This is a genomic window from Nitrosomonas eutropha (assembly GCF_003201195.1).
GTDB lineage: Bacteria > Pseudomonadota > Gammaproteobacteria > Burkholderiales > Nitrosomonadaceae > Nitrosomonas > Nitrosomonas eutropha.
In genome coordinates this window covers 1-24,986 of record NZ_QICQ01000036.1, presented here as the reverse complement: position 1 = coordinate 24,986, position 24,986 = coordinate 1, and the positions used below count along the sequence as shown (strand labels likewise).

The following is a 24,986-nucleotide window of genomic DNA, read 5'->3' as shown; positions in this document are numbered from 1 at the left end:
GATGCCTTATGGGCACAGATCGGCAAAGTGTTGGATCTGTTCACTCCGGAGGAGTGTGCCAACTACTTCGCTTCATGTGGATATGTAAACAAGTAGCTCTAAATATGCTTCATTCGCACACAGCAAGGACTGATCTGGATGGTAGATTGTGCAGAATGTCGGTCAGATATGAAACAGGGCTGAATCACTTAGGTATCCTTACGTAACTCGCTGCGTCTCCTGTTTTTGTATAATCGCCAAAGCTTCATGCCATATCCGGATAATGCATAAGCCAGGAACAATCCAAATAATACAAGCGGCGGATGACTTGGAATCAAGACGAAGAAGAACAGGAGCAGCAGCAATACTACGAAAAATGAAACTTTTCTGTGCAGATTAATTTCTTTACCACTGTAGTAAGGAATATTAGTTACCATGGTTAACCCTGCAAATAGAGTCATGGCCCAGGCTAACCATTTGATATCATCTGCAGCGATCTGAAAGCCCAGTGCTACCCACATCATGCCAGCAATCAATGCAGCAGCGGCCGGGCTTGGTAATCCCTGAAAGAATTTCTTATCTACAATTTCGATTGACACATTAAATCGGGCGAGACGCAACGCTGCACAGGCACAATAGATAAAGGCAGCAATCCAGCCCAGCTTTCCCATGTCTTTCAGGGCCCATTCATACACAATCAATGCGGGAGCAGCACCAAACGAAACCATATCAGATAGGCTATCGTACTCTGCACCAAATTCACTTTGTGTATGCGTCAGGCGTGCCACCCGGCCATCCAGTCCATCAAACACCATGGCCACGAATATAGCCACAGCAGAATGCTCATAATGGCCATTCATTGCTTGCACAATCGCATAAAAACCGGAAAACAACGCTGCCGTTGTGAAGAGGTTAGGTAACAGGTAAATACCCCTCCTTCGCCACCGGACGCTTGCAACAGGCAATTTTTCCGAATCAGATTCCTGCATAAATAGATATGGATATCAGTCGGAAATAATCAGCGAAATTCAGCCAGCACTGTTTGGGTAGCTTGAACCTTATCGCCAATTCCAACATTGACTTTCATTCCTGGTGGAAGATAGACATCAACACGCGAGCCAAAGCGAATAAAGCCAAAACGTTGTCCACGAGCAAGATGCTCTCCGGGATGTACATGACAGACAATTCGTTTTGCGATCAGGCCGGCTATCTGTACGCAAGTTACATCTCGCCCTTCTTTGGTTCTAATCCACAAGGCATTACGCTCATTTTCCAAAGAGGCCTTAGGTAGACTTGCATTCAGAAAACTTCCGGGAAAATACCATTGATCACGTATTTCACCATCTACCGGACTACGATTCGAATGCACATTGAAAACATTCATGAAAACACTGATTTTTAGCGCTTCGCGCGAAAGATAAGGATCTTGAACCTTATCCACCGCAACAATTCTCCCATCTGCCGGGGCGAGTACTGCTCCGGCAAGAGTAGGTATAACCCGTGGAGGATCACGGAAGAATTGTAAAACGAGCAGAGCAACCAGCCACAATGGTAGCGCCCATACCCAACCAGCAAAAAATTGTACTACTAATGCAACAACAAATGCTCCAGCGATAAAAGGCCAGCCTTCGCGTGCAATAATCGGGTGTGGATAGTAAGAAGTCGACATATATTCAGTTCTTCGCCTGGTCAACCAGTTTGTTTTTCTTGATCCATGGCATCATGTCACGCAATCTGGAACCGACTGTTTCAATCAGGTGTTCGGAAGCAAGGCGACGACTCGATTTAAGTACAGGTGCACCAGCACGGTGTTCCAGAATAAATTCACGAGCATATTCACCCGTCTGAATTTCGCGCAGAATCTTGCGCATTTCATTGCGGGTTGCTTCAGTGATAATACGGGGGCCTCTGGATACATCACCATATTCTGCATTGTTTGATACGGAATAACGCATGTTGGCGATACCGCCTTCATAGATCAAATCCACTATCAGCTTGACTTCATGCAGGCATTCAAAATAGGCCATTTCTGGTGCGTAACCGGCTTCCACCAGGGTTTCAAACCCCGCCTGAATCAGTGACGTTAATCCACCGCACAGCACCACCTGTTCACCAAATAGGTCCGTTTCTGTCTCTTCCTTGAAAGTGGTTTCAATCACGCCACCACGGGTACCGCCATTTGCGGCAGCATAAGAAAGTGCTAAATCACGCGCCTTGCCAGACTTATCCTGATGAACAGCGATGAGAGATGGAACCCCTCCCCCCTGGATATAAGTAGAACGTACCAGATGGCCAGGCCCCTTGGGCGCAATCATGATGATATCCAAATCTTCACGGGGGATGATCTGTCCATAATGAATGTTGAAACCATGTGCAAAAGCCAGTGTGGCATTTTTCTTCAGTGCCGGCTCAACTTCAGTCTGATAGATCGATGCCATCTGCTCATCCGGTAACAACAGCATGACAATATCGGCATCCTTGACCGCTTCACTTACTTCCTTTACAGTCAAACCAGCTTTCTTTGCTTTATCCCATGACGCTCCATCTTTACGCAGACCAATGATAACTTCGACTCCCGAATCATTTAGATTGTTAGCGTGCGCATGTCCTTGTGAGCCATAACCGATGATAGCAATTTTCTTTTTCTTGATGAGGGACAGATCCGCATCTTTATCGTAATAGACTTTCATTATTTTCCTTCCTGAGTGTTTATGCAGCCACATCGACAGATGAGCTATCGATGAAATCAGAATCTACCGACAGATCCCGGTAAAAAATTTATAGTTCTAAAATCCGTTCTCCACGGCCGAGACCGGACACACCTGTTCTGGCTATCTCCAGAATCAGATTGCGATCTATTGCCTGCAAGAAACCATCCAGTTTTGCTCTGGTACCCGTAAGTTCTATGGTGTAGATTTTATTTGTAACATCAATGATATTACCCCGAAATATATCAACGAGTCGCTTCATCTCCTCACGATCCTTATCCACCGCCCTTACCTTTATCAACATGAGTTCTCGCTCAACATAACCTTCATCGCTCAAATCAATCAGCTTGACAACTTCAATCAACTTATTGAGCTGCTTAGTAATCTGTTCGACAATTTCTTCAGGGCCATTCGTGACCAGAGTCATACGAGACAACGTCGGATCCTCAGTAGGAGCAACAGATAGGGATTCAATATTGTAACCACGAGCAGAAAACAAACCGGCTACTCGCGATAGTGCGCCAGCCTCATTTTCCATTAACAAAGAAATAATATGTCGCATACTGTTATACCAAAATCATTTCGGATAGACCTTTTCCACCAGGCACCATAGGAAAAACGTTCTCGGTCTGGTCTGTAATAAAGTCTATGAATACAAGCTGCTCATCCAGCTTGAAGGCTTCTTTGAGCGTACCTTCAATATCTTCTGGTTTATCAATTCGCATGCCGACATGCCCATAACTTTCAGCAAGCTTAACAAAATCAGGTAATGCATCCACATAGGATTCAGCATAGCGGTTGCCGTGGAAAAACTCTTGCCACTGCCGCACCATTCCCATGTAGCGATTGTTAAGGTTGATGATTTTGATGGGCAGATGATATTGTTTACAAGTGGATAATTCTTGTATACACATCTGAATACTTGCTTCCCCGGTAATACAGGCCACCTTGCTTCCCGGGTTGGCCATTTGCACACCCATTGCAGCAGGCAAGCCGAATCCCATCGTACCCAGACCTCCTGAATTGATCCAGCGGCGTGGCTTATCAAATTTATAAAACTGTGCTGCCCACATTTGATGTTGCCCAACATCAGATGTAATAAAGGCATCCCCACTGGTTATTTCATATAACTTTTCGACCACCATTTGAGGTTTAATAATATTAGCCGTCCTATCATATTTCAGACAGTCACGTGCACGCCACAGCTCAATCTGTTCCCACCATTTAAGTAGCGCATTAATATCCGTTGTTTCCCTGCCAGCCTTGAGCAACATGTTCAGCTCTTTTAATACTGCCGATACGCCGCCTACAATAGGAACATCTACTTTGACACGTTTGGAAATTGATGACGGGTCGATATCAATATGGATAATTTTCCTTTCTTCATTACAGAAATGTTTGGGATTTCCGATAACCCGATCATCAAAGCGGGCGCCTACCGCGATCAGCACATCGCAATATTGCATAGCCATGTTCGCCTCGTAGGTACCATGCATACCCAGCATTCCGACAAACTGCTGATCAGTTGATGGATAACCACCCAGCCCCATGAGTGTACCGGTACACGGAAAATTCAGCATCCGTACGAATTCCGTTAATTCTGCTGCAGCATTATCCAAAATCACACCACCCCCAAAATAGACCATGGGGCGTTTTGCTTCCAAAATCATCTGGATGGCTCTTTTAATCTGCTGAACATCTCCGGTAACTACTGGAGTGTAGGAGCGCAGTGAAATACTGGCAGGATAATTAAATTCGGCCTTTTGCTGCGTAACATCCTTGGGTATATCCACTAAAACGGGCCCAGGACGTCCTGTTGATGCAATATAAAAAGCTTTTTTGATCGTTGTGGCCAGCTCTGCCACGTCTTTCACCAGAAAGTTATGTTTAACGCAAGGACGCGTAATCCCTACTGTGTCCACTTCCTGGAACGCATCCTGACCAATGGCAGCCGTTGGCACCTGTCCGCTGATAATCACCATTGGAATCGAATCCATGAAGGCGGTAGCAATGCCCGTTACAGCATTCGTAACACCCGGGCCAGATGTAACCAAAGCCACGCCTACTTTATTGCTGGAACGTGCATAGCCATCCGCTGCGTGGAGCGCAGCCTGCTCATGGCGAACCAGAATATGCTTGATTTTATCTTGTTTGAACAATTCATCGTACAGGAACAACACGGCACCACCAGGATAACCAAAAATATGACTTACCCCTTCCTCCTGCAGACAGCGTATTGTGATCTCAGCACCTGTCAATTCAGTACTCATACCAGGAAATTCCCAGATTTAAAATAATTTTTTTCATCTTGTAATTAAAACCAATGCCAATTCTTTCTTTATATCGTTTGCTGCTTACATAGCAATAAAGCATTATTGAATAATCCGCGCTCAAGGCTCGAAATTAAACAGTAATGCAGGAAAAAGCACCGTTGCCCTTATCGATCAGAGATAACAAACTTTCCAGATTTCCCTTGTCGGCTGCAAAATACGCAAGACGTGAGATAAACAATATCCGAGCTATATTACTTGGATTATATATTTACTTCTCGTAAATATCTCCAGTAAAACATGCAGATAATACCAGCACGTATAACTATCCGTTTGTTCCCCCAACTGTTAAGCCATCTACCCTCAAAGTTGGTTGCCCAACACCGACCGGAACACTTTGCCCTTCCTTGCCACACGTGCCGACTCCAGGGTCCAGAGCCATATCATTGCCAATCATGGAAACGCGAGTTAGTACATCAGGGCCGTTGCCAATCAGAGTAGCTCCTTTCACCGGATAGGTGATTTTACCATTTTCAATCATGTAGGCTTCCGCAGCGGAAAATACAAACTTGCCACTGGTGATATCAACCTGCCCACCTCCAAAATTAGCGGCGTACAAACCATGTTTGACAGAAGCAATGATCTCTTCCGGCTCTTTGTCTCCATTCAACATGCAGGTGTTAGTCATGCGTGGCATAGGGATATGAGCAAATGATTCACGCCGGCCGTTGCCGGTAACGGCCTGATTCATCAACCTGGCATTTAAATTATCCTGAAGGTAGCCTTTGAGAATACCATCTTCGATTAAGACAGTGCATTGTGTCGGATTGCCTTCATCATCAATATTCAGCGACCCGCGACGATCACGTATCGTGCCATCATCGACCACCGTCACTCCCGGCGCAGCAACTCGTTCCCCGATACGCCCGGAGAAAGCCGAACTTCCTTTGCGGTTAAAATCTGCCTCAAGACCATGGCCAATTGCTTCATGCAGCAAAATACCCGGCCACCCATTACCTAGCACCACCGTCATACTTCCTGCCGGCGCCGGTTTTGAAACCAGATTTGTTATCGCCTGATGAACAGCCTTGTGCGCATAATCCTGTAACACTGTATCGGTAAAATAACCATAGTCAAAACGTCCACCACCTCCAGCAACACCCTGCTCCCGCTGACCGCTTTCTTCGACTATAACCTGTAAGGATACCCTCACCAGAGGCCGTACATCAGCAGCGAGCAAACCATCGCTGCGTGCAACCATGATTACTTCGTACTCTCCTGCCAGCGATGCCATGACCTGAATAACCCGTTTATCCAATGCGCGCGCAAATTCTTCCAAGCGTTCGAGTAACCTGATTTTGTCAGCATCCTGACAAAGTGCGATGGGATCCAGAGACGGATAATACAACGCCTGTCGAGTAATATTTCCTGACAAACCCATTATACGTGTCTGTTTTTCACTGCCTTGAGCAGCAATTGCGCGTGTTGCACGAGCTGCAGAAATCAGAGCCTGACCGCTGATATCGTCCGAATAGGCGAAAGCAGTCTTCTCGCCACTAATTGCTCGCACCCCTACTCCTTGGTCGATGCTAAAGCTGCCTGATTTGACGATGCCCTCTTCCAGCACCCAGCCCTCCGACCGGCTATACTGAAAATAAATGTCAGCATAATCAATTCGATGGGAAAGAATCTGACCAAATACATCCTGCAACCTGGTTGGATTCAACTCATACGGGGCCAGCAGGTACTGATCAGCTATCGCAAATGAATCCATCATTCCAGAAATAAATTCTCTTTAGTAAAGTGGGCAAATAAATAAACTGTGGCTATGAGGCATGCAATGAAGGCAGCCTGTAGAAAAATTAGGGTAACGTATAAGTCAGATCAAATCTATATTTTCTCAGCAGGCAAGCAAGCACCGATGTTCCAGTGCAGGCAGGCTCGCTCGTACACTTGACTGATATACGCGATCGATTTCTGCGAGCACTACTCCGGCCCCGCGCGGAAGACGATCAATGATTACTCCCCATGGATCAACAATCATACTGTCACCATTGGTTTCACGTCCGTTCACATGGAATCCTCCCTGCGCTGGCGCAATCAGATAAGCCTGGTTCTCAATCGCACGAGCTCGAATAAGCGTCTCCCAGTGAGCTTTTCCGGTAATGGCGGTAAACGCAGCAGGTGCCAAAATGATATCCACTTTACCCATCATGCGGTATAGCTCGGGAAAACGCAGATCGTAGCAAATGGACAACCCCATACGGCCAAAGGGAGAATCAATTGCAACCACCCGATTACCTGCGTCTATCGTTCTTTCCTCAGCGAAATTCTCGTTACCCAGTGACAGTCCAAACAAGTGGATCTTATCGTATCGTGCCACCTGCCGACCTTGTTCATCGTATACCAGACAGCTGTTGTATACTTTATTGGAAAGAGGTGAAACTAAAGGTACTGACCCCCCTGCCAACCAGATACCAAACCGCTTGGCAGTTTCACTCAGAAAATTCTGGACTTCCCCTTCTCCAGGATTCTCACGTACCGCCAGCTTGTCGGTATCCTTCATTCCCATGATACAGAAATATTCCGGTAATGCCACCAGTTGCGCACCCTTTGTAGCAGCCTCTTCAATCAGACGAAAAGCTTCCTCAAGATTGGCTGTTACACTGGGACCAGAGGCCATCTGTACGGCTGCCACCCGTACTTTGGAATCAACACCTGAACTGGGAGAAGTAGTCAATTCAACATTTATACTAGTCGACATAGTTCTTCCCTCTCTTGTATTCAATCAATATTGTCAAGCTGCCTATACTCAGCTTTCCTTTCCCTTCAAGTTTATTTTGCCCCGGATTTATATTTTCAATTTAATAACAAGAGCATAAATATCAGGTCTCTTTGTAATTGTTATTGTACCTGACCCGCTTAAATCCGAATAATTGTACTTTGTTTCAGATTGAAAATAACATTATGGCTTATGGTTACGCTGCCTAACCTGATTCTCTTCCTCATCCAGCCTGATTACAATCGGGTCATTCCAGCTTCCGGTTATGGCATATTCATTCAGCAGCACCCGGCTAAAAGGATCTTGTAGCGTTCCCGAAGCGATCATGGCAGCAATTCCAGCAATAGGGGTTACTAATCCAAATGAGGGAAATACTTTCAAATTCAAGGCCTGAGTCTCATTTACTAGATCCCATTCTCCGCTCAGAACAAGTTCGGCTGAACTCCCCATAATATATAAACCATCAGTCGAAGCGATACCGTTCTGGATAGCAACATGGCCGCCAAGTTTATCAAAGCCAAATCCTTTACCAAATACATCATAAAAGTCCAACGTCAATCGGCGAGGTAAAGATTTCAGGTCAAAAACTCCCAATAATCTGCCGATACCAGGCTTCAATTCTGTGAATTGCCCGTGCCGGGCATCAAATTGCAGTTTACCGGATAGTGTTGGAAAATTGATAGAGAACGGCTTGCCTACCCATTCCAGATCGCCTGTCATCGCCCCTTCCCCACGAGCGATACGGGCTGGATAGCCATGGCGCTTCAGAAATTTACCGATATTACCTGATTGCAACTGAATATGGCTAGACACCCGGTAAGGCGGCCTGTGATTTTCCCACAATCCACTGGCCTGCAATGTACTATCTGGATGTCTGATATCCAGATTCTCCACCTGCCAGCCATTCTGCTTTTGTACAGCACTCAATTTCATCTGACCTAGCAACACACCATCCACGATCAGTTCATCAGCCTCAATATCCACATTCGGCCAATTTCCAGGGATATCAAGACTGTGCTGTAACAATGCGGGTTCAGGTGCATCCTTCGGCATAATTAATCTGCTCAGACGCGCTGCCACTTTCTGTGGGGATGTTGCATGCCAGTCTATTTTACCGGCGACCTCACGACTGGAAACCTGCATTTGCCAAACATCATCCCGCTTGTCGATGACAAGGTGGGCATTATTGAAATAGCTGGACAGAAATTCAAGCTGCCCAATTCGCACATCAAACTGTACCGGCCCAGTTAGAATATTATCCAGTCCACGTGCTGTATGATCAATCGAAACATCCACTTCTGCATGTCTTCGGAACAACTCTCGCCATTGATCCCATTCCAATCTGGCAACAGCACCTTCAATCCGGGTAATCTGATTCTGAGGCAGCACACCTCTTCCACCAAAGCGGATGATGCCGCGTACCGGGTGGTAATGATGCACAGCCTCATGAACACGCTGAAATTCCGCAGTAATAATATTTCCGTAGCGCAAACGGGTATGATCGTCATGTGGCCAGGTAAAATATTTTTCCAGACGCAACGGAACAACCTCCGCCGCTGTTTTAGACAAAGGAGCCGGCAACGTGAGTCCCACGCCCTTCAGGGAGGATTCGATCACGATACTGGCTTTATTGTGCTCGATATCCATTCCAAACCGCCAATCGGTACTCCCTCGCATAAATTGTGTCCACAAACGTGATAAATTTACGGGTTCAGTTGTGATTCTGTCCGACTGAAAGCGATCAAAATCAGCTCGTCCGCTTGCAGTAATATGCATACCTCCTTCAGGAGCAGAGACAGAGGATATCTCAACTGGTCCACCTAGTACTTTGGCACGAACCCCCTCCAACGTCATGCTAGCTTCAGTAAAAACCAATGATCCATTAACCTGATAAAAATCAGGAATATAGCGGTCAAAGTTGATCTGGTTATCCATAAACTGGTAACGCCCTTGCATTCTGGCAATGGAAAATTCTTTCTGGGTAACTGACAAAGAAACATCTGCCTGCAATCGTCCTTTTCCAGAAAATTCAGCCTGATTTAATAACTCACTAATATGCTGATTTATATCTGCCTTACGCAACAAAGCGGCTATTTCACCACTTTCACCCTCCGCCAGACCTTTTATCCTGATCTTTGGTTGTTCTGCATGCAGATCACCGGATTGCAGCGTGAATTTTTGCAACTTGATACCAGAAATATTGGCAGAAGAAAGTGATATATCCAGAACGCTATCCTGTAGCGAGACATATCCTGCCATGCCAGAAATTTCCGGCCAGTCACCCGGAGTTTTAATAGTAGCATTGCCAATATCTGTTTCTGCACGAATGGATAACCTGTTCTTTTTATCAGTTGATTGGCTATTCAATGTACCCTTAACATGAAATCTTGTATCATGCAGCTGCCCTGAGATGATAGCTTTGTTGATCTCGTTCACCACAGTTTCATCGGTCACCCAGGCGATATATTGACCCAAAAGAGGTATATCAGCCTGTGACAAATACCCGGCCAAATCTATCTGTCCGGGTAAATTACCATTAAAAGCATAACTCCCCTGAAGTGCTCCATTCCCTGCATCGCTCGTGAAAACAATATTATTGAATTTCAGCTGGGCGGTTTCATAACCATGCGCAATTTTCCAATCCACTCGCCCGATCAAAGTATCCAATCGTAATTTTTCTTCGGGCTGCTGCGTCTTACGGAGTTCCATATTACTTGAGGACAGAAACAGGGAGCCATCTGTTTCTGTTATGTTGACGATCCCACTAGCGCCGCTGAATGCAGGGTACTTATCAAGTGACTGCACGGAAAGATCACTGAAGGCGGCATTTGCTTTTAAGGATGATTTTTCAGACCAATTGCCCTGCCATTCGAGATTTACATGTTTTACTGTGCCGCGAGGAGACACTTCAGACAAGAATTTATATAACCTATTTTCTGGTGGCAGGTTGGCGGCAAGTCTGGTCAGTACATTCAAGTCAAACTTTTCCACCTGCAGTCTGTATTCAGGCGTACCACCATCCTTGTGATTGCGCACATGCCATAACGCTGCAACTGGCTCAGCAAGGGGCAAATCCTTCAATTCAACACTTAAATCACGTACAAACCACTGCTCATCTGTATCCTGTGCATCTTCTGTCTTACTCCACCCGCTACGACCATACAAGTGATCGATTTCCAACAGGGATAAATGCTGCGCAAAATGAATAGCTGCTTTTCGCAGATTGATATCAGCCACCCAACGTGAGAGATTGCCAGCACCAACATCCATCCAGGCACGTACACTGCCTTGCCCACGCTTAAGCGTCAGATCAGCCGGCAATGTCATCCATTCTTGCCAGTTTTCCAGATCAAAATCCTGTAACTGGACGAACAGACGCCCTTGCCACGCTGATAGCATCTGTACAGAATCACCAATCAGATCTCCACGAATATCCACCTTGGAAAACAGTGGGCCAGATGATTGTGCCCGTAACCCGAATTGATGACGCTTTCCCCCTTGCCTGTTCTGCAGAAGCAGATTGACAGATTCAAAATAATGTACAGTGCCCAATCGCAAATCATCCTGCCAGTAGATGATCGCCTGCTTAACCACCAAGCGCCGCTGACGCAGCAGCCAGTCAAAGAACCCACTTTCCTGCCGATCTCCTCCCAAGGTGATGCCTGCAATATGTAATAAGCCCTCTGTATCCCGGCGTGTTACTAAAGCAGGTCGATCAATTACAATTTCGTGAAAATTAAGCTCGCCACGCAGCATTGATCGCCATGAAACTGTACCTTCAATTCCTGGAAAAATTAATACCAGATGACCCTGCTGATCGTGCACACTGACGCCTTGCATCGATAAATGCGGGCGCAGCCCATCCCAATTAGCCTGGATGACATCAATCCGCACTGGCTGCCCGGCGACACGGGTGATTGCTGCGGCAATATCAGAACGGTAATTGCCGATATCTGGCAAAATCCAGTAACGTAATGCAAGCAGCGCCAGGCAAAGAAATAGTACGCTAACCAGAAGACATCTGCCCGCCCAGCTCAAGCAAACCACACAATAGCGCAAGAAGTAACGCGACATAAACCGACTCAATACAAAGCTGGCTCCCGGAATATCTCATCCGTTACCTGAAATTTAGTTTCCATTTAAGAAATAACAGTCTTTACATCCTTCAACGGGATATCATTTCCATAAAATCATGCACTACAGTAAAAACAAAGCATTTTATGCGAAGCTATCGCCAAATCCGTAATACATCGAAGCAATAAAATCAGCAGCAATAACTTGTCGCGTAACTACTATCTTATATGACGACACCGATCAGCACATCCCGTGCAGCTTCCATTGTCAGCAGTATTCTGCCTTACAGTCGGTACTTGAAACGGGTACTGGAAAATGAATCCGAGCTTCAACAAGAACTTCTGGAGCAATTGCACAATCCCTTTACGCGGGAAGAAATGCTTGGTTTTCTCCAGGACTCCACGGCGCACCTGATAGATGAGGCAGATTTACACCGTTTATTGCGTCAACTACGCAAGCGCGTCATTCTCCGGCTGGCTGCACGCGATCTGGCCGGGCTGGCTGATCTGAACGAAGTCATGGCAACCATGACAGCTCTAGCCGATGTAACGATCCAGTTTTCACTCGAATTTCTCCATGCAGCAATGGTGCAACCCGGGCACTTTGGTAAACCAAAAGGAGAAAAAACTGGTACAGAGCAACAATTGCTGATTGTAGCTATGGGAAAACTGGGCGGGGGCGAACTCAATGTATCCTCTGATGTAGATTTAGTTTTTATCTATCCCGAAGATGGCGAAACAGATGGCAGTAAATCCATTACCAATCATGAATTTTTTCTCAGACTCGGGCGAAAGTTGATTGCCAGCCTCAATGATTATACCGTGGACGGTTATGTATTTCGTGTCGATATGCGATTGCGCCCGTACGGCGAAAACAGCCCGCTCGCCATCAGCCTGCCCATGCTTGAAGACTATTTTGTTACACAAGGCCGCGAATGGGAGCGCCACGCCTGGATCAAAAGTCGCGTAATCACCGGCTCATCAATCGCTGAAGCAGCGTTGATGGAACTGATCGTACGTCCCTTTGTATTTCGCAAATATCTGGATTTTGAGGCCTATGAGGCGATGCGTAGTCTGCACACTCAACTGCGCAAAGAAGTAGATCGGCGCGAGTTGCACGATAATATCAAGCTGGGCCCCGGTGGTATCCGTGAGATTGAATTTATCACCCAGGTGTTTCAGCTAATCCGAGGAGGACGGGATGCCGATCTGTGTATTCGCCCTACTCTTGGCGTCTTGCAGCGATTAAAGCAGAAACAGCCTCTCCCTGAACAGACAGTAGAAGAGCTGATTGAAGCCTATTACTTTCTGCGCAAACTTGAACACCGCCTGCAATATCTGGATGATCAACAAACTCAGAATCTGCCACAACATTCAGATGATCAGATATTGATAGCAAAAAGTATGGGATTTACCGACTATACCGGTTTTCTCAAACACCTTGATCTGCATCGCCAGAATGTTACCCGTCATTTTGAGCAAATTTTTGCAGTACGCCGCAAAGCCATAAAGCTTGGTACATTCGCCCGGATCAGGCCCGAACAAACCAACGACAACGAAATAGTTAAGGTCTTCAGTAATCAATTAAAAACACTAGGATATATTGACCCTGACAAAATTACTGCACGTGTTCAGCAATTTTACGATGGCACTACGTTTCGGCAGCTAAGCCACCCTAATCAGGAACGTATCCTGGAATTAATGCCCACATTAATGGAAGTGGTAACTCGATTTCCTCCTGTGGAAATTACGCTGGAACGTATGCTGCGATTACTCGAAAAAATCGGACAATATTCAGCCTACCTTGCTTTATTACAGGAGTATCCACAAACCCTGCCACGAGTAGCCAAATTGGTCAGTATCAGCCAATGGGCCAGTGATTATCTTGGCAGTCACCCGATTCTGCTGGATGAATTACTTGCCCCATCCGGCCTGCACACCCTGCCAGACTGGCCAACGCTTAAAACAGAGCTTATCCATCAGCTGCATCACGGCAATATACCCAAGGCACAGATAATAGAATGGCAAATGGATGTACTACGACATTTTCAGCATGCGCAGGTGTTTCGTTTGCTTGCTGTTGATCTTGAAGGAAATTTGTTGCTGGAAACACTCAGCGACCATTTAACCGCACTTGCTGATCTCATTCTTGACAATGTTTTACAACTCGCCTGGCAGGGATTAAAAAAGAAACACCGGAAATCTCCTGCTTTTGCCATTATAGGCTACGGCAAACTGGGGGGAAAAGAATTGGGTTACGTATCCGATCTCGATATCGTCTATCTCTACCAGGACAATCACCCTGATGCCATGGAGATTTATACTAAACTTGCCCAGAATATTAATCTATGGCTAACCAGCCATACCTCCGCCGGCGTACTTTACGAGACAGATCTAAGATTGCGCCCTAATGGCACCAGCGGATTGCTGGTCAATTCCATTGAGGCTTTTTCCCTGTATCAGCATGAGCAGGCCTGGGTGTGGGAACATCAGGCATTGACACGTGCGCGCTTTGTCATTGGTGATAGTGAAGTGGGTGAAAAATTTGAACAGATGCGTAAAAACATCCTTTGCCAACCGCGTGATATGGAAAATCTCAAACGGGAAATTCTGATGATGCGTACAAAAATGCTGGAAGCGCACCCAAATTCCACACCGTTATTCGATGTCAAGCATGATCACGGTGGCATTATTGACGTGGAATTTATTGTGCAATATCTGGTTCTGGGTTATGCCCACCGCTATCCACAATTAACCAGCAACATTGGTAACATTGCTTTACTCAAGCTTGCCGGAGAACTTGGGCTGACATCCGCTGAGAAAGCAAATGCGGCGTTTATCGCCTATCGTGAACTTCGGCGTACACAACATCAACTCCGGCTGAGCGGCATACCTGAAGCCACCGGTACTGCTTTACCAAAAGATGTATCCCAGAAATTTGCTCGTGTAACGAGCGATTACTTAAGCAGTGCCAGACGGGCAGTCTTTCAACTGTGGGAAGATGTTTTCGGAACGTAAGAAAATATTGAAATTGCGGGCAACAAAAGTAGGTTTTTTGGGGTGGCTGATGGGACTCGAACCCACGACAACCGGAATCACAATCCGGGACTCTACCAACTGAGCTACAGCCACCATGGATCTGAAAACCAATTTAATCTGATCAAGACAAGATCAGATCTAACTTGGCGTGCCCGACAGGAATCGAACCTGTAACCCCCAGCTTAGAAGGCTGGTGCTCTATCCGGTTGAGCTACGGGCACCTTTACTCAAACCGGGCTCTGGCCCGTATCAACGACACGAAAATTGGTCGGGGTGGAGAGATTTGAACTCCCGACATCCTGGTCCCAAACCAGGCGCGCTACCAGGCTACGCTACACCCCGGAAAAGTCGGTCACTATACCGATTAACCGGGCAAGCGTCAATCGTCCCTGGCATTTATGTAAAAATAAACTGTCTGAATAGCTCACCAGATCAAATCTGGCATTGCGCGTAGATCAATATAGAACAGAAAATTCTTCAAAACACGCTATTGCGGCTTCCACTTGTCGGCACATTGTTATCATAGCCGGAAATCACGATTCACCTTCCTTCCTGAGTGTGCCGGGGGAATTACTGAAAATGCTGGATGTGCATGTCGTCGGCAACATATCGGGCAATCCTGCCAATGAAGTGCCCGTTCTCCGTGGTACCGAAGGTAATACAGAACTCAGTTTGTGCCGTTCCCCATTTGCGGGACCAGGATGCGACAGTCGTACGGTACTGGAGCATAAACACCTTGCGGCCAACCGGGGTGGGTAATCTTACATAAAAAAACCCCCGTATAACGGGGGGTTGCAGGCAGCAGTCTGTGTGTATCAGTTCAACAAGGGGGGGGGGTTGTAGCTGATGATGATGGTGGCCATGCGTTTGTTCAACCCCATGACGGGTACAACCAGCAGTTTTTTACCGGCCACATCTGATTTGACGGTAATGGTTTGCAAATCAAGAATTTCTTTCGGATAAAGATTCGATGCGTCTTCAGTGATCAGCCTTTTATCAGTGGATACCAGCAATTTTCCTTCGTCACTGATCAGCACGACACGTTCCGTATCTTTTGTTCTGACGAGTTCAGACAGATACTGGTCAATCTGGTCAAGGTTGTTACGGATCAATTCACCACGCACTGCCCATGCCAGTACCTGGCCGAAGCGTTCTTCTTCCTTGTTATATTGGCTGTCCGCATATTCGCGTGCCTTTTTGACCAGTGCTGTGCTTTCCTGTTCGAGCTTCAGGGCCAATTCAGCCTGACCTTTTTCCAGCCGTGATTCCGCTTGGTTGACAGCAATCTGCTTCCAGACGAATACCAGCAGCAGTACACCCAGAAAAACCAGTATTGACCACGAAGGCAGCTGTTTATGCTGGAGATCGGAAATCGGCGCAAATTTTTTGCACAAAATATTGAATAATGAAGCGGGTTTGGTCCATTCAACCTTATCTTTGGACTGATCGCCCCCGTTCTGCGTGTTTTGATCCGACATGAATTGCTCCTTCGTTAATAAGTGACTCAAATGAAAGGTGCTAATTATCCACCATTCCCTTTCTCAGGGAAAGCAGCGCTGCCAACAACTTGCGCATATTATGCATATGTGTTGTGAAATCTGCCAGTCTTGTACAGATTCTTTCCGGGTTACGGGTAAAATGCAGGCTTTCAACCAACAAACAGTAAGTAGATATTCCCGTGGAAAAAGATAAAAAGACCTGGTCAGGTCGTTTCAGTGAACCTGTTGCACTACTGGTACAACGCTATACCGCATCAGTCGGATTCGATTATCGACTGGCCGAGTACGATATTCAGGGATCGTTTGCGCATGCACGTATGCTGGCAGCCACAAATATCATCCCGCAAACTGATCTGGAAGCTATTGAAAAAGGGCTGACGCAGATCTGGGAAGAAATCAAAAATGGCCAGTTTGAGTGGCAGCTTGAGCAGGAAGATGTACATCTGAACATTGAACGGCGTTTGACGGCGCTGACAGGGGATGCCGGAAAAAGACTGCATACCGCCCGCTCACGCAATGACCAGGTGGCCACCGATATTCGGCTCTACCTGCGCGCTGCCATAGATGAGATTATCGACCTCATCTATGGCCTGCAATATGTATTACTGGATCTGGCGGAACAGCACGCTGCCACCATCATGCCTGGCTTTACCCATTTGCAGGTGGCGCAACCAGTTTCATTCGGGCATCATCTGCTCGCCTACTATGAAATGCTGCTGCGCGATGGACAACGTCTGCAGGATTGCAGAAAACGTGTCAATCAGCTACCGCTGGGAGCTGCCGCGCTGGCGGGCACCAGTTATCCGATCGATCGCGAACAGGTGGCACGCGAACTGGGGTTTGATGATATCTGTCATAACTCATTGGATGCTGTATCTGATCGTGATTTTGCGATTGAATTCTGTGCCAGTGCCGCGCTTATCATGATGCACCTCTCCCGCCTGTCAGAAGAGCTGATCCTATGGATGAGTCCGGCATTTGGCTTCATCCGCATTGCAGACCGGTTCTGCACAGGTTCATCCATCATGCCACAAAAGAAAAATCCTGATGTGCCTGAGCTGGTGCGTGGAAAAACCGGCCGCATCAACGGCCATCTGGTTGCACTGTTAACACTGATGAAATCACAGCCTCTGGCCTATAACAAGGACAACCAGGAAGACAAAGAGCCCTTGTTTGATACTGTGGATACCTTGAAAGATACGCTGACTATCTACGCCGACATGCTGGCCGGGCTGCAAGTTAATCCACAAGCCATGCGCCAGGCGGCATTGCGCGGCTACGCCACGGCGACTGATCTGGCTGATTATCTGGTCAAAAAAGGAACTCCCTTTCGTGATGCGCACGAAACAGTTGCCCAGGCAGTCCGTTTCGCAGAAAACAAAAGATGTGACCTGGGTGAGCTCTCGCTTGCGGATCTGCAGCAATTCTCCGCAATTATCGAACAGGACGTATTTGAGGTGCTGACACTGGAAGGTTCGCTGCAAAGCCGAAATCACCCCGGCGGCACCGCACCGGAGCAGGTACGCGCGGCTATCTGCCGGGCACGTTCTCAATTGCCGGACTGAAGTAGAAATGAAGCAGCAATGAAACGGAATATACAACAAGCTACTTCCCTTCCATGGACAGCCATTGCTGCGCAAATCTCACAGCTTACCCGGCAGGCGTTCACCCTGGAAAACCTCACCTCGATTGGAGGAGGCTGCATCAATCAGACCTTCTGCATTCGCAATCAGGATCAGCAATTCTTTATCAAACTGAATAAGGCCGAGTATCTGGCCATGTTTGAAGCCGAAACAGCCGGGTTGGAGGAAATCCTCGATTCCGCCAGCCTGCGTGCTCCACGGCCGTTTTGCAGTGGTAGCGGGCATGGCTATGCCTGGCTGGTGCTGGAATACATTGACTTGCAGAATCAGGGTAATGCAGCCACACTGGGTATCGGGCTGGCTAATATGCATCGGCATACTGCTGAAAAATTTGGTTGGATACGTGACAACACGATTGGCTCAACGCCACAAAGAAATACAGTCGATAGTGACTGGATTGCATTCTGGCGCCAGCAGCGATTGGGTTATCAACTGAATCTCGCCAGGGAAAACGGTTACACCGGTTCGCTGCAATCGCTCGGTGAACGCCTGCTATCCGGTTTTCAATATTTTTTTATGGGCTACACACCGCAGCCATCGCTGTTGCATGGCGATCTGTGGGGAGGAAATTACGCTTTCGATACAGATGGACAACCCGTTATCTTCGATCCAGCCGTCTATTACGGCGACAGAGAAGCTGATCTGGCCATGACGGAACTGTTTGGCAGGTTTCCACCAGACTTTTATGCTGCCTACCGCGATATCTGGCCGGCGGATACCGGGTATGCCACCCGCAAGCAGCTCTATAAGCTTTACCACATCCTTAATCATCTCAATCTATTCGGATCACAATACTGGAATCAGGCGGAAACGATTATGAAAAAACTACTGTCCGAATTTGATTAACATGAACAGATACAGATGTGCCAGTGTATCCATTTGTAAAGCGACTGCTACCACAATAAAATTGACCCGGATAATAAAAAAGCCCTCTACAAACCTATATTTTTCAACGCCAACATTCACTAATTAAACAAGGATCATCAAATATGAGTACGACCAATATCCTCAAGCACCTCGCCAATCTGGAAAAACATCTCGCAGAAGAACACCCGGATAACCCGGTTCTGACCAAAGCTGTACACAGTTTCAGAAAACTGGACAGCGTCGCCCAGGCACTCGGGTTGCTGGAGCGGAACGAGTCATATGCCACCTATGTCACTTGGTGGCCAATGATTGCGGTGCTGGGCACTTTTTCATCAGGCAAATCAACGTTCATCAATTCCTACCTGAATCTACCCCTGCAGCGCACCGGCAATCAGGCGGTCGATGACAAATTCACAGTCATCTGTTACAGCCGTCACGATGAAGTCAAGACGCTGCCAGGCGTGGCGCTTGATGCTGATCCGCGTTTCCCGTTCTACCAGATCAGCCATAACATCGAGGAAATTGCAGAAACCGGACCGCAACGCATTGATGCCTATGTTCAACTTAAAACCTGTCCATCAGAAAAAATCCGTGGCAAGATCCTGATTGACTCTCCCGGATTTGATGCAGACAGCCAGCGTACCTCCACCCTGCGCCTTACCCAGCACATCATTGATCTGTCCGACCTGGTACTGGTTTTTTTCGACGCGCGCCACCCGGAACCCGGCGCCATGAAAGATACCCTTGAATATCTGGTTGCCGCTACTATTAACCGCCCGGATGCCAATAAGTTTCTGTACATCCTCAACCAGATTGATGTGACCGCAAAGGAAGATAATCCCGAGGAAGTTATTTCCGCCTGGCAGCGTTCACTGGCACAGGCCGGATTGCTGGCCGGGCGTTTCTATCGGATTTATGACAAGGATGCCGCTGTCCCCATTCACGATCCACAAGTTCGGGAACGTTTTGAACAAAAGCGTGAAGAAGATTTGGCAGACATCAGTGCACGCATGCAGCAGATCGAAATCGAACGCTCCTACCGGATTGCCGCCATGCTCGAACAAACGGCCAACACCATTGAAACACAGGTTATCAGCAAACTTGAAGCCGCGCTGGATCAATGGAGAAGCCGGGTATTTACGCTGGATAGCATCTTGCTCGGTTTGCTGGTGGTATTGACGGGTGCGGCGCTGACTGCCACCGAAAGCTGGCACCTAGTTGAGCGTTGTATCGCCGGCATTTCTGCCGGAGGCGTATTGCCGATTCTTTTGGGTGCTTTTTTAGTGGGCGCACTTGGCTACGTCCATCTTACCGTTCGCAAAAGTGTCTCCCACAGTATTCTGAAACAGCTTGCGACTGAATACAGCCACGATCACACTGCCTCCAAGCAAATCATTCGCGCTTTCAGTAAAAGTACTGCTGGTTACCGCCCCATGTTCCTGAAAAGCCCGGCTGGCTGGAATACAACAAATCAGCGCATCCTGGCTGAAGTCAAGGAAGATGCTAATGATTACATCCAGATGCTGAATGATCAATTCACCGATCCATCCGGTCATCAGGAACCGAAACAGCAATCGGAACATACCGAACAACCGGCAGCAGAACAGATTTAAATAGAATCAACTAATAGCTACCTGTTTGTAGTAATACAGCAGGTGGCATTTTTATTTCAGGATGGCTCCAGCATCGCACTTCGCTGGGCTACGCCATAGCTCTATACAGTACATTTATCAAAATCTTAGATATGTCGGTACTTTCTGAAACTTGACCAGACTTCCCTTGTTCCCAGCTTCCTGTGCAAGACTACGCCGGCCGGTCGCAAGGTATTCATGCTTCCAGTATCGAACGAACTCTGGCGAGCGATGAATCTCTGCTGGAGCAACTGCGCGGAGACGCCGTCGAACAGCGCCTTCGCCCCTGCTTCACCGATCCGGTTCTAGAAGGTCCATACAGTGGCGTGGTCGGGCACTCTTGCGATGGTGTTCGTCGGCGAACAGGTCGGGCTTGAAGGCGCTATGTGGTTTCATCGGCAGGAGAAGAACGGGTTTCAGGACCGCGTAATTTTACCAAGTCTACCAGGAGGGGCGAGTCAAGCTTTTTCGAGGCGCCCATTGGTGATTTCTGGGTATTCGACGATTTTTGTCTGTATGTATTACCGCTTGAGTGCAAGGAGAAGCACACCGCCTGCAATCATCGTGATTCCAAACCATTCCTGAGATGATGGACGCTCTTCCAGAAAAGTGAAAGCAAATACAGCCGCCAAGACAAGACTGAATTTATCCACGGGGGCAACCTTGGAAACATCACCGATTTTAAGGGCTCGGAAGTAGCACACCCAGGAAGCCCCTGTGGCCAAACCAGATAGACCAAGAAATAGCCATGTCTTGGGTAATAGCTTGAAGGGGTTGGCCCATTTACCAGTGGAGATCACAAACACAGATAGAACGACGATGATGATAGCTGTCCGGATTAAGGTGGCCAAATCAGCATCCACATCCTGAACACCTACCTTAACAAAGATAGCGGTTAATGCCGCAAAAATAGCGGATAACAATGCCCAATAAAACCAGTCGTTTGAAGTCATCTTCAATCTCCCTGTGGATCGTCGGTCATCCCAAATTCAATCGGTGTCTTGATATAGAACACACTGATCTTTTCATCGCGCAGCCGCTGGAACAGACGTTTATTGTCCGCTTCGCTGAGTGCCATCGTTACCTCGATAGGCTGATCAGCCAGTTCAAAGAAACATGCAGCGTGTAACTTGCGATCGCGCCCGAAACCTTTGGTTGCTGCGATCAAAGTTGCGCCACCTACTCCAAGTTTACGCGCTTCTTCAATCAACCAGTTGCCCAAGGGCTGATATCCGTGCTTGCGGTCTTGCTGGGTGAAAAATGTCAATTGATAGCCTTGCATGGTGCCTCCCCTATATCAAAGGTGCTTGCAAATATTATAGGTGGCCAACCCCAAAAACGTCATCAATAATGAGCCAATCACATGCGCTGATATCGCCATACCAGCCCACAATATGCGTTCCTGTTGAATCAGCGTGGTGACCTCTGCTGAAAATGTCGAGAAAGTTGTCAGCCCACCCAAAAACCCGGTGATGATGAATAACCGCCATTCGGGAGCTAAATATGCGTGCTGACTGAAGTAGGCAAGTGCTACCCCCATTAGATAACCACCGAACATATTAGCCAGCCACGTTCCCGGTGGGATCGTCGAAAACAGTGCGTTGAGAGTCATGCCGAGGATCCAGCGCAGGATGGCTCCCAATGATGCTCCCAGCGCTATCGCTAGCAGGGAGCGAATTAAGACGCTGGTTTCCATATTTTATGAAGCAGGTTCACGCCAGAACAAAATGGAGAAAATAATACAGCAGTGCAGCTGTTTAAATCAAAATCATCTTAAAAACCTCTGCGCAATCCGGCCATCACAAGGCCATATGCAAGGAAGTTTCAGATTGACAGAGTTTCACAAAGATTCCCTCAGCCATCAGATTTGAGAAAATTCTATGACTAGGTAGCACATGCAATTTAGTGCTCTTTCAGAAACCCAGCTTGGTCAACAGGTTGTCAACCTGTTCTTGATCGACGTATACGTCGTCTTGCTTTAGCGGATCAATGACAGGCCCATTCATCAAGCTGTTCTTTTTTTCAATCGAAATTTCTTTTTTCGTCGAGTCTTCTTCTGTTAGCAATTGCCGTATTTCCTGTTCGATTGTTTCGATCATGCGAGTAATTTTCTGAATGACCTGGCTGGTCAGGTCATGAAAATTCTGAGCCACCATGATTTCCGTAAGATAGGCTTGTGTGGAGCTTGTCTGCTCAGGAATGTCGCTCAGGAAATCAAGGGTTTGCTTAAGTGTATTGTTTAGAACAGGATGATCTGCAATAGTGGTGACTGTTATTTCTGGCATCTGATGCCATAACTTGTGCAAATTAGTGGCATTTACTGCCAGATTTTCCAGGATGGGCTTGGCGTTTTCTATCGCTAACAGTGAGCATTCGGCGGCCTGCGTTGTTTTATTGACAACATAGGCCAGCCCATCCTTGCTGCTGGATACCCCGATACTTGCTTGCTGTAAACGCTGGCTATGACCGAGCTCAGACAGACAATTGTGCAACATCTGGGTAAGCTGTTCGAGGTGATCGATGACATTTTTATTAGTATCCAGGCTGCTATTCATCTTTTGGATTAATATCTGTTTGTCGGTAGATAGGCAAGAAAAAGCAGTTCAGGCGTGTACAGCCATATTCTGGAGAATCTTGTTTAATTTCTCATCCAGTGTGGCGGCTGTAAAGGGTTTGACGATATACCCGTTTGCTCCAGCCTGGGCTGCGGCAATAATATTTTCTTTTTTTGCTTCGGCGGTGACCATTAGCACAGGAATATCTTTCAATGCGTTATCCGCACGGATATTTTGCAGCATGGTTAATCCATCCATATTGGGCATATTCCAGTCCGAAACAATGAAATCGAAGCTACCATCACGTAGTTTTTTCAGAGCCATGGCTCCGTCTTCAGCTTCTTCGACGTTATTAAAACCGAGATCCTTGAGCAGGTTGCGAATAATCCTGCGCATTGTCGAGAAATCATCCACTACCAGAAATCTGAGATTTTTATCTGTCATTACGTTATCTCCTTAAGTAACTTGGCCTTATGCTCAGGTATTTGTAGTTGTTTGCTGTAAAAAAATCGAAGAATTATTTTACCTTGTTGGAGTAGATAACTTGACTCTCACAGATTAAACATGCACTTTTCTGTTTTATTTGCCGAGTCAGAATCTTGTTTTCAGTAAACGGTCTGGCAGGAAAATACTTAAGTAAATTTTTAATAGCACCATCACAGAATTTATTCCTGATTAGCAACGAACGTCAGCCATTCGAATAAAGTGCAAGGGCTGCGGAGTGGTCGAAGCAGCGGCGATCAGCAATTTTTCGTGCAGTGAGCAAAGATCAAAACGCCGGTTGAATCGGTAACTGAAGGTGGCAAGATAGCGAGCGGCATACTTGCGGAAGTTGAAAGCATGGTAACAACCCGACAAGCTGGTCTTGAGATTGCCGAGGATAGTGTTGATCCACCAGAACTCGGGAGTCTCCTTTGGTTTGCGTCCGGCGATAACTGTAAAATGGTGGTTACAGCCCATTTTGGTAACGGCACCAGCAGGCCGAGGCATCCGAGAACACCGTGCTGCCGGGTGCCAGACAATCCTTTACCCAGGTTGAGACTGGGGTAAGCCTCATGCGCAAAGGGCGATCATCCTCAGTCAGAGACACAGCGGCAACAATAGGCACCTTATTCTCTGAGCCTCTGCCCGTTTTTCCTCCCGCACGTTCTCCACCAAGATAAACATCATCGACCTGGATTCTGCCATCAAGGACATAACGCTCCTCACGATTAGCCATCGCCTGCATCAGTTTGTGGTGTATCAACCCTGCCGTAGGATAGCTCACTCCCAGCTGGCGTTTGAGCGCCAGGGACGACAAACCTGTCTTGGCCTGACTAACCGGATAAATTGCCAAAAACCAGACAGTCAATGGTAGTTTAGTGCCCTGAAAAACTGTCCCGGCAATCAATGAGGTCTGATGTCGGCAGGCGCTGCATTGAAAAACCTTGCGTATACCATCACGTATGACATAGTAAGCAGTACCGTTACAGCGTGGACAGTGAAACCCATCCGACCAACGGGCAACTTCCAGCGCTTGTCGCATCCTGAACGATTACTTACAAAATCGTGGGCTTGAAGAATGAAAATGGCTCATGTGAGCAGAGCAGGCACGCTTCAAAAATTTGGGCTCCTTAGTCAGTGAATAGGAAATTGATTTCGCTCTCATGCCGTCTTTGTACCAGATGAAACTTTTTCGATTACCGACTTGATCGGAGCTGATAAATAACTGTGTTTGATGCTATTTATCTGGTGCTGTACAGGCACTAGCTGTTTAGTCCCACGGTGTGCTGGAATGGGTCAAAGATAAAACGATCTGGCTCATTTTTCCAGATTTTGCAGATGTATTCATAGGGTGTTAGGCCTTTGAGAGCTTTTAGTCTTTTGGCGAAGTTATAAGCCATCACAAAGCGATGGAGATGGGCCTTCAGCTGATCGTGTGAGTCGTAATAATACCGTTT

19 protein-coding genes, 3 tRNA genes and 3 pseudogenes are annotated in these 24,986 nt (G+C 47.1%); 5 read left to right on the top strand and 20 right to left on the bottom strand.

What is annotated here, in order from left to right; all coding sequences use genetic code 11:
- Positions 1-188 precede the first annotated feature (188 nt).
- The 8 genes from pssA to C8R14_RS11405 all read right to left on the bottom strand — a co-directional run bounded on the left by pssA (position 189) and on the right by C8R14_RS11405 (position 11,813).
- On the bottom strand, positions 189-968 hold the full coding sequence (gene pssA, locus C8R14_RS11440) for a CDP-diacylglycerol--serine O-phosphatidyltransferase (RefSeq protein ID WP_011634329.1): 780 nt from the start codon (positions 966-968) through the stop codon (positions 189-191).
- 29 nt (positions 969-997) lie between these two features.
- Positions 998-1,648 carry a phosphatidylserine decarboxylase gene (locus tag C8R14_RS11435; protein WP_011634330.1) on the bottom strand — a complete coding sequence of 217 codons (651 nt, stop codon included), beginning with the start codon at positions 1,646-1,648 and terminating at the stop codon, positions 998-1,000.
- Between the two features lie 4 nt (positions 1,649-1,652).
- Entirely contained in the window at positions 1,653-2,669 is a 1,017-nt protein-coding gene (ilvC, locus tag C8R14_RS11430) for a ketol-acid reductoisomerase (RefSeq protein WP_011634331.1), read from the bottom strand.
- 88 nt (positions 2,670-2,757) lie between these two features.
- The gene (gene ilvN, locus C8R14_RS11425; RefSeq protein ID WP_011634332.1) at positions 2,758-3,249 is read right to left on the bottom strand and encodes an acetolactate synthase small subunit; all 492 of its coding nucleotides are present in this window, start codon (positions 3,247-3,249) and stop codon (positions 2,758-2,760) included.
- Between the two features lie 4 nt (positions 3,250-3,253).
- Positions 3,254-4,957 carry an acetolactate synthase 3 catalytic subunit gene (locus tag C8R14_RS11420; RefSeq protein ID WP_011634333.1) on the bottom strand — a complete coding sequence of 568 codons (1,704 nt, stop codon included), beginning with the start codon at positions 4,955-4,957 and terminating at the stop codon, positions 3,254-3,256.
- Between the two features lie 325 nt (positions 4,958-5,282).
- Positions 5,283-6,734 (bottom strand): metalloprotease TldD, encoded by a 1,452-nt coding sequence (tldD, locus tag C8R14_RS11415; protein ID WP_011634334.1) that lies wholly within the window; start codon positions 6,732-6,734, stop codon positions 5,283-5,285.
- 123 nt (positions 6,735-6,857) lie between these two features.
- The gene (locus C8R14_RS11410) at positions 6,858-7,721 is read right to left on the bottom strand and encodes a carbon-nitrogen hydrolase family protein (RefSeq protein ID WP_011634335.1); all 864 of its coding nucleotides are present in this window, start codon (positions 7,719-7,721) and stop codon (positions 6,858-6,860) included.
- A 201-nt stretch (positions 7,722-7,922) separates the two neighbouring features.
- Positions 7,923-11,813 (bottom strand): YhdP family protein, encoded by a 3,891-nt coding sequence (locus C8R14_RS11405; RefSeq protein ID WP_011634336.1) that lies wholly within the window; start codon positions 11,811-11,813, stop codon positions 7,923-7,925.
- A gap of 227 nt (positions 11,814-12,040) precedes the next feature.
- Between C8R14_RS11405 and glnE the strand changes: the two genes are divergently transcribed.
- Positions 12,041-14,830 carry a bifunctional [glutamate--ammonia ligase]-adenylyl-L-tyrosine phosphorylase/[glutamate--ammonia-ligase] adenylyltransferase gene (gene glnE, locus C8R14_RS11400; protein ID WP_011634337.1) on the top strand — a complete coding sequence of 930 codons (2,790 nt, stop codon included), beginning with the start codon at positions 12,041-12,043 and terminating at the stop codon, positions 14,828-14,830.
- 38 nt (positions 14,831-14,868) lie between these two features.
- Here the strand turns inward: glnE and C8R14_RS11395 are convergent.
- The 3 genes from C8R14_RS11395 to C8R14_RS11385 form a co-directional block, all read right to left on the bottom strand.
- Positions 14,869-14,944: transfer RNA gene (locus C8R14_RS11395), tRNA-His, on the bottom strand.
- A 51-nt stretch (positions 14,945-14,995) separates the two neighbouring features.
- Positions 14,996-15,072, bottom strand: a tRNA-Arg gene (locus tag C8R14_RS11390).
- Positions 15,073-15,116: 44 nt separating this feature from the next.
- Positions 15,117-15,193 (bottom strand) — tRNA-Pro (locus tag C8R14_RS11385).
- Positions 15,194-15,295: 102 nt separating this feature from the next.
- Between C8R14_RS11385 and C8R14_RS11380 the strand changes: the two genes are divergently transcribed.
- Positions 15,296-15,610: a hypothetical protein gene (locus tag C8R14_RS11380; RefSeq protein WP_011634338.1), complete on the top strand. Its 315-nt coding sequence runs from the start codon at positions 15,296-15,298 to the stop codon at positions 15,608-15,610.
- 56 nt (positions 15,611-15,666) lie between these two features.
- Here the strand turns inward: C8R14_RS11380 and C8R14_RS11375 are convergent, their stop codons facing one another.
- Positions 15,667-16,329 carry a hypothetical protein gene (locus C8R14_RS11375; protein ID WP_011634339.1) on the bottom strand — a complete coding sequence of 221 codons (663 nt, stop codon included), beginning with the start codon at positions 16,327-16,329 and terminating at the stop codon, positions 15,667-15,669.
- A 200-nt stretch (positions 16,330-16,529) separates the two neighbouring features.
- On the opposite strand from C8R14_RS11375, the gene argH reads away from it, so the two are divergent.
- From argH to C8R14_RS11360, 3 genes are all read left to right on the top strand, one after another.
- Complete coding sequence (gene argH, locus C8R14_RS11370; protein WP_011634340.1) at positions 16,530-17,915, top strand: argininosuccinate lyase; 1,386 nt, start codon at positions 16,530-16,532, stop codon at positions 17,913-17,915.
- Positions 17,916-17,933: 18 nt separating this feature from the next.
- Positions 17,934-18,839 (top strand): fructosamine kinase family protein, encoded by a 906-nt coding sequence (locus C8R14_RS11365; protein ID WP_011634341.1) that lies wholly within the window; start codon positions 17,934-17,936, stop codon positions 18,837-18,839.
- 143 nt (positions 18,840-18,982) lie between these two features.
- Positions 18,983-20,473 (top strand): dynamin family protein, encoded by a 1,491-nt coding sequence (locus tag C8R14_RS11360; protein WP_011634342.1) that lies wholly within the window; start codon positions 18,983-18,985, stop codon positions 20,471-20,473.
- Between the two features lie 242 nt (positions 20,474-20,715).
- On the opposite strand, the pseudogene C8R14_RS14445 reads toward C8R14_RS11360, so the two are convergent.
- From C8R14_RS14445 to C8R14_RS13790, 8 genes and pseudogenes are all read right to left on the bottom strand, one after another.
- Positions 20,716-20,829 (bottom strand): annotated as a pseudogene (locus C8R14_RS14445) (IS5/IS1182 family transposase); the annotation flags it as partial.
- Between the two features lie 183 nt (positions 20,830-21,012).
- Complete coding sequence (locus C8R14_RS11355) at positions 21,013-21,444, bottom strand: EamA family transporter (RefSeq protein ID WP_011634343.1); 432 nt, start codon at positions 21,442-21,444, stop codon at positions 21,013-21,015.
- A 2-nt stretch (positions 21,445-21,446) separates the two neighbouring features.
- Positions 21,447-21,773, bottom strand: a complete 327-nt coding sequence (locus C8R14_RS11350; protein WP_011634344.1) for a DUF190 domain-containing protein — start codon at positions 21,771-21,773, stop codon at positions 21,447-21,449.
- A 15-nt stretch (positions 21,774-21,788) separates the two neighbouring features.
- Complete coding sequence (gene crcB / locus C8R14_RS11345) at positions 21,789-22,187, bottom strand: fluoride efflux transporter CrcB (protein WP_011634345.1); 399 nt, start codon at positions 22,185-22,187, stop codon at positions 21,789-21,791.
- Positions 22,188-22,404: 217 nt separating this feature from the next.
- Positions 22,405-23,046 carry a protein phosphatase CheZ gene (locus tag C8R14_RS11340; RefSeq protein WP_011634346.1) on the bottom strand — a complete coding sequence of 214 codons (642 nt, stop codon included), beginning with the start codon at positions 23,044-23,046 and terminating at the stop codon, positions 22,405-22,407.
- Between the two features lie 48 nt (positions 23,047-23,094).
- Positions 23,095-23,490 (bottom strand): chemotaxis response regulator CheY, encoded by a 396-nt coding sequence (cheY, locus tag C8R14_RS11335; RefSeq protein WP_011634347.1) that lies wholly within the window; start codon positions 23,488-23,490, stop codon positions 23,095-23,097.
- Between the two features lie 231 nt (positions 23,491-23,721).
- Positions 23,722-24,562: pseudogene (locus C8R14_RS11330) on the bottom strand (IS1595 family transposase); the annotation flags it as partial.
- 229 nt (positions 24,563-24,791) lie between these two features.
- A pseudogene (locus C8R14_RS13790) lies at positions 24,792-24,986 on the bottom strand (IS481 family transposase); the annotation flags it as partial.

What these genes read in the sequence shown, in the direction of transcription:
- C8R14_RS11365 (WP_011634341.1), top strand. Translation starts at nt 17,934, where the DNA reads ATGAAACGGAATATACAACAAGCTACTTCCCTTCCATGGACAGCCATT.
- glnE (WP_011634337.1), top strand. Translation starts at nt 12,041, where the DNA reads ATGACGACACCGATCAGCACATCCCGTGCAGCTTCCATTGTCAGCAGT.
- C8R14_RS11420 (WP_011634333.1), bottom strand. Translation starts at nt 4,957, where the DNA reads ATGAGTACTGAATTGACAGGTGCTGAGATCACAATACGCTGTCTGCAG.
- ilvC (WP_011634331.1), bottom strand. Translation starts at nt 2,669, where the DNA reads ATGAAAGTCTATTACGATAAAGATGCGGATCTGTCCCTCATCAAGAAA.
- C8R14_RS11435 (WP_011634330.1), bottom strand. Translation starts at nt 1,648, where the DNA reads ATGTCGACTTCTTACTATCCACACCCGATTATTGCACGCGAAGGCTGG.
- ilvN (WP_011634332.1), bottom strand. Translation starts at nt 3,249, where the DNA reads ATGCGACATATTATTTCTTTGTTAATGGAAAATGAGGCTGGCGCACTA.
- C8R14_RS11405 (WP_011634336.1), bottom strand. Translation starts at nt 11,813, where the DNA reads ATGTCGCGTTACTTCTTGCGCTATTGTGTGGTTTGCTTGAGCTGGGCG.
- crcB (WP_011634345.1), bottom strand. Translation starts at nt 22,187, where the DNA reads ATGGAAACCAGCGTCTTAATTCGCTCCCTGCTAGCGATAGCGCTGGGA.
- C8R14_RS11375 (WP_011634339.1), bottom strand. Translation starts at nt 16,329, where the DNA reads ATGTCGGATCAAAACACGCAGAACGGGGGCGATCAGTCCAAAGATAAG.
- C8R14_RS11360 (WP_011634342.1), top strand. Translation starts at nt 18,983, where the DNA reads ATGAGTACGACCAATATCCTCAAGCACCTCGCCAATCTGGAAAAACAT.
- C8R14_RS11340 (WP_011634346.1), bottom strand. Translation starts at nt 23,046, where the DNA reads ATGAATAGCAGCCTGGATACTAATAAAAATGTCATCGATCACCTCGAA.
- C8R14_RS11410 (WP_011634335.1), bottom strand. Translation starts at nt 7,721, where the DNA reads ATGTCGACTAGTATAAATGTTGAATTGACTACTTCTCCCAGTTCAGGT.
- tldD (WP_011634334.1), bottom strand. Translation starts at nt 6,734, where the DNA reads ATGATGGATTCATTTGCGATAGCTGATCAGTACCTGCTGGCCCCGTAT.
- C8R14_RS11355 (WP_011634343.1), bottom strand. Translation starts at nt 21,444, where the DNA reads ATGACTTCAAACGACTGGTTTTATTGGGCATTGTTATCCGCTATTTTT.
- C8R14_RS11350 (WP_011634344.1), bottom strand. Translation starts at nt 21,773, where the DNA reads ATGCAAGGCTATCAATTGACATTTTTCACCCAGCAAGACCGCAAGCAC.
- cheY (WP_011634347.1), bottom strand. Translation starts at nt 23,490, where the DNA reads ATGACAGATAAAAATCTCAGATTTCTGGTAGTGGATGATTTCTCGACA.
- pssA (WP_011634329.1), bottom strand. Translation starts at nt 968, where the DNA reads ATGCAGGAATCTGATTCGGAAAAATTGCCTGTTGCAAGCGTCCGGTGG.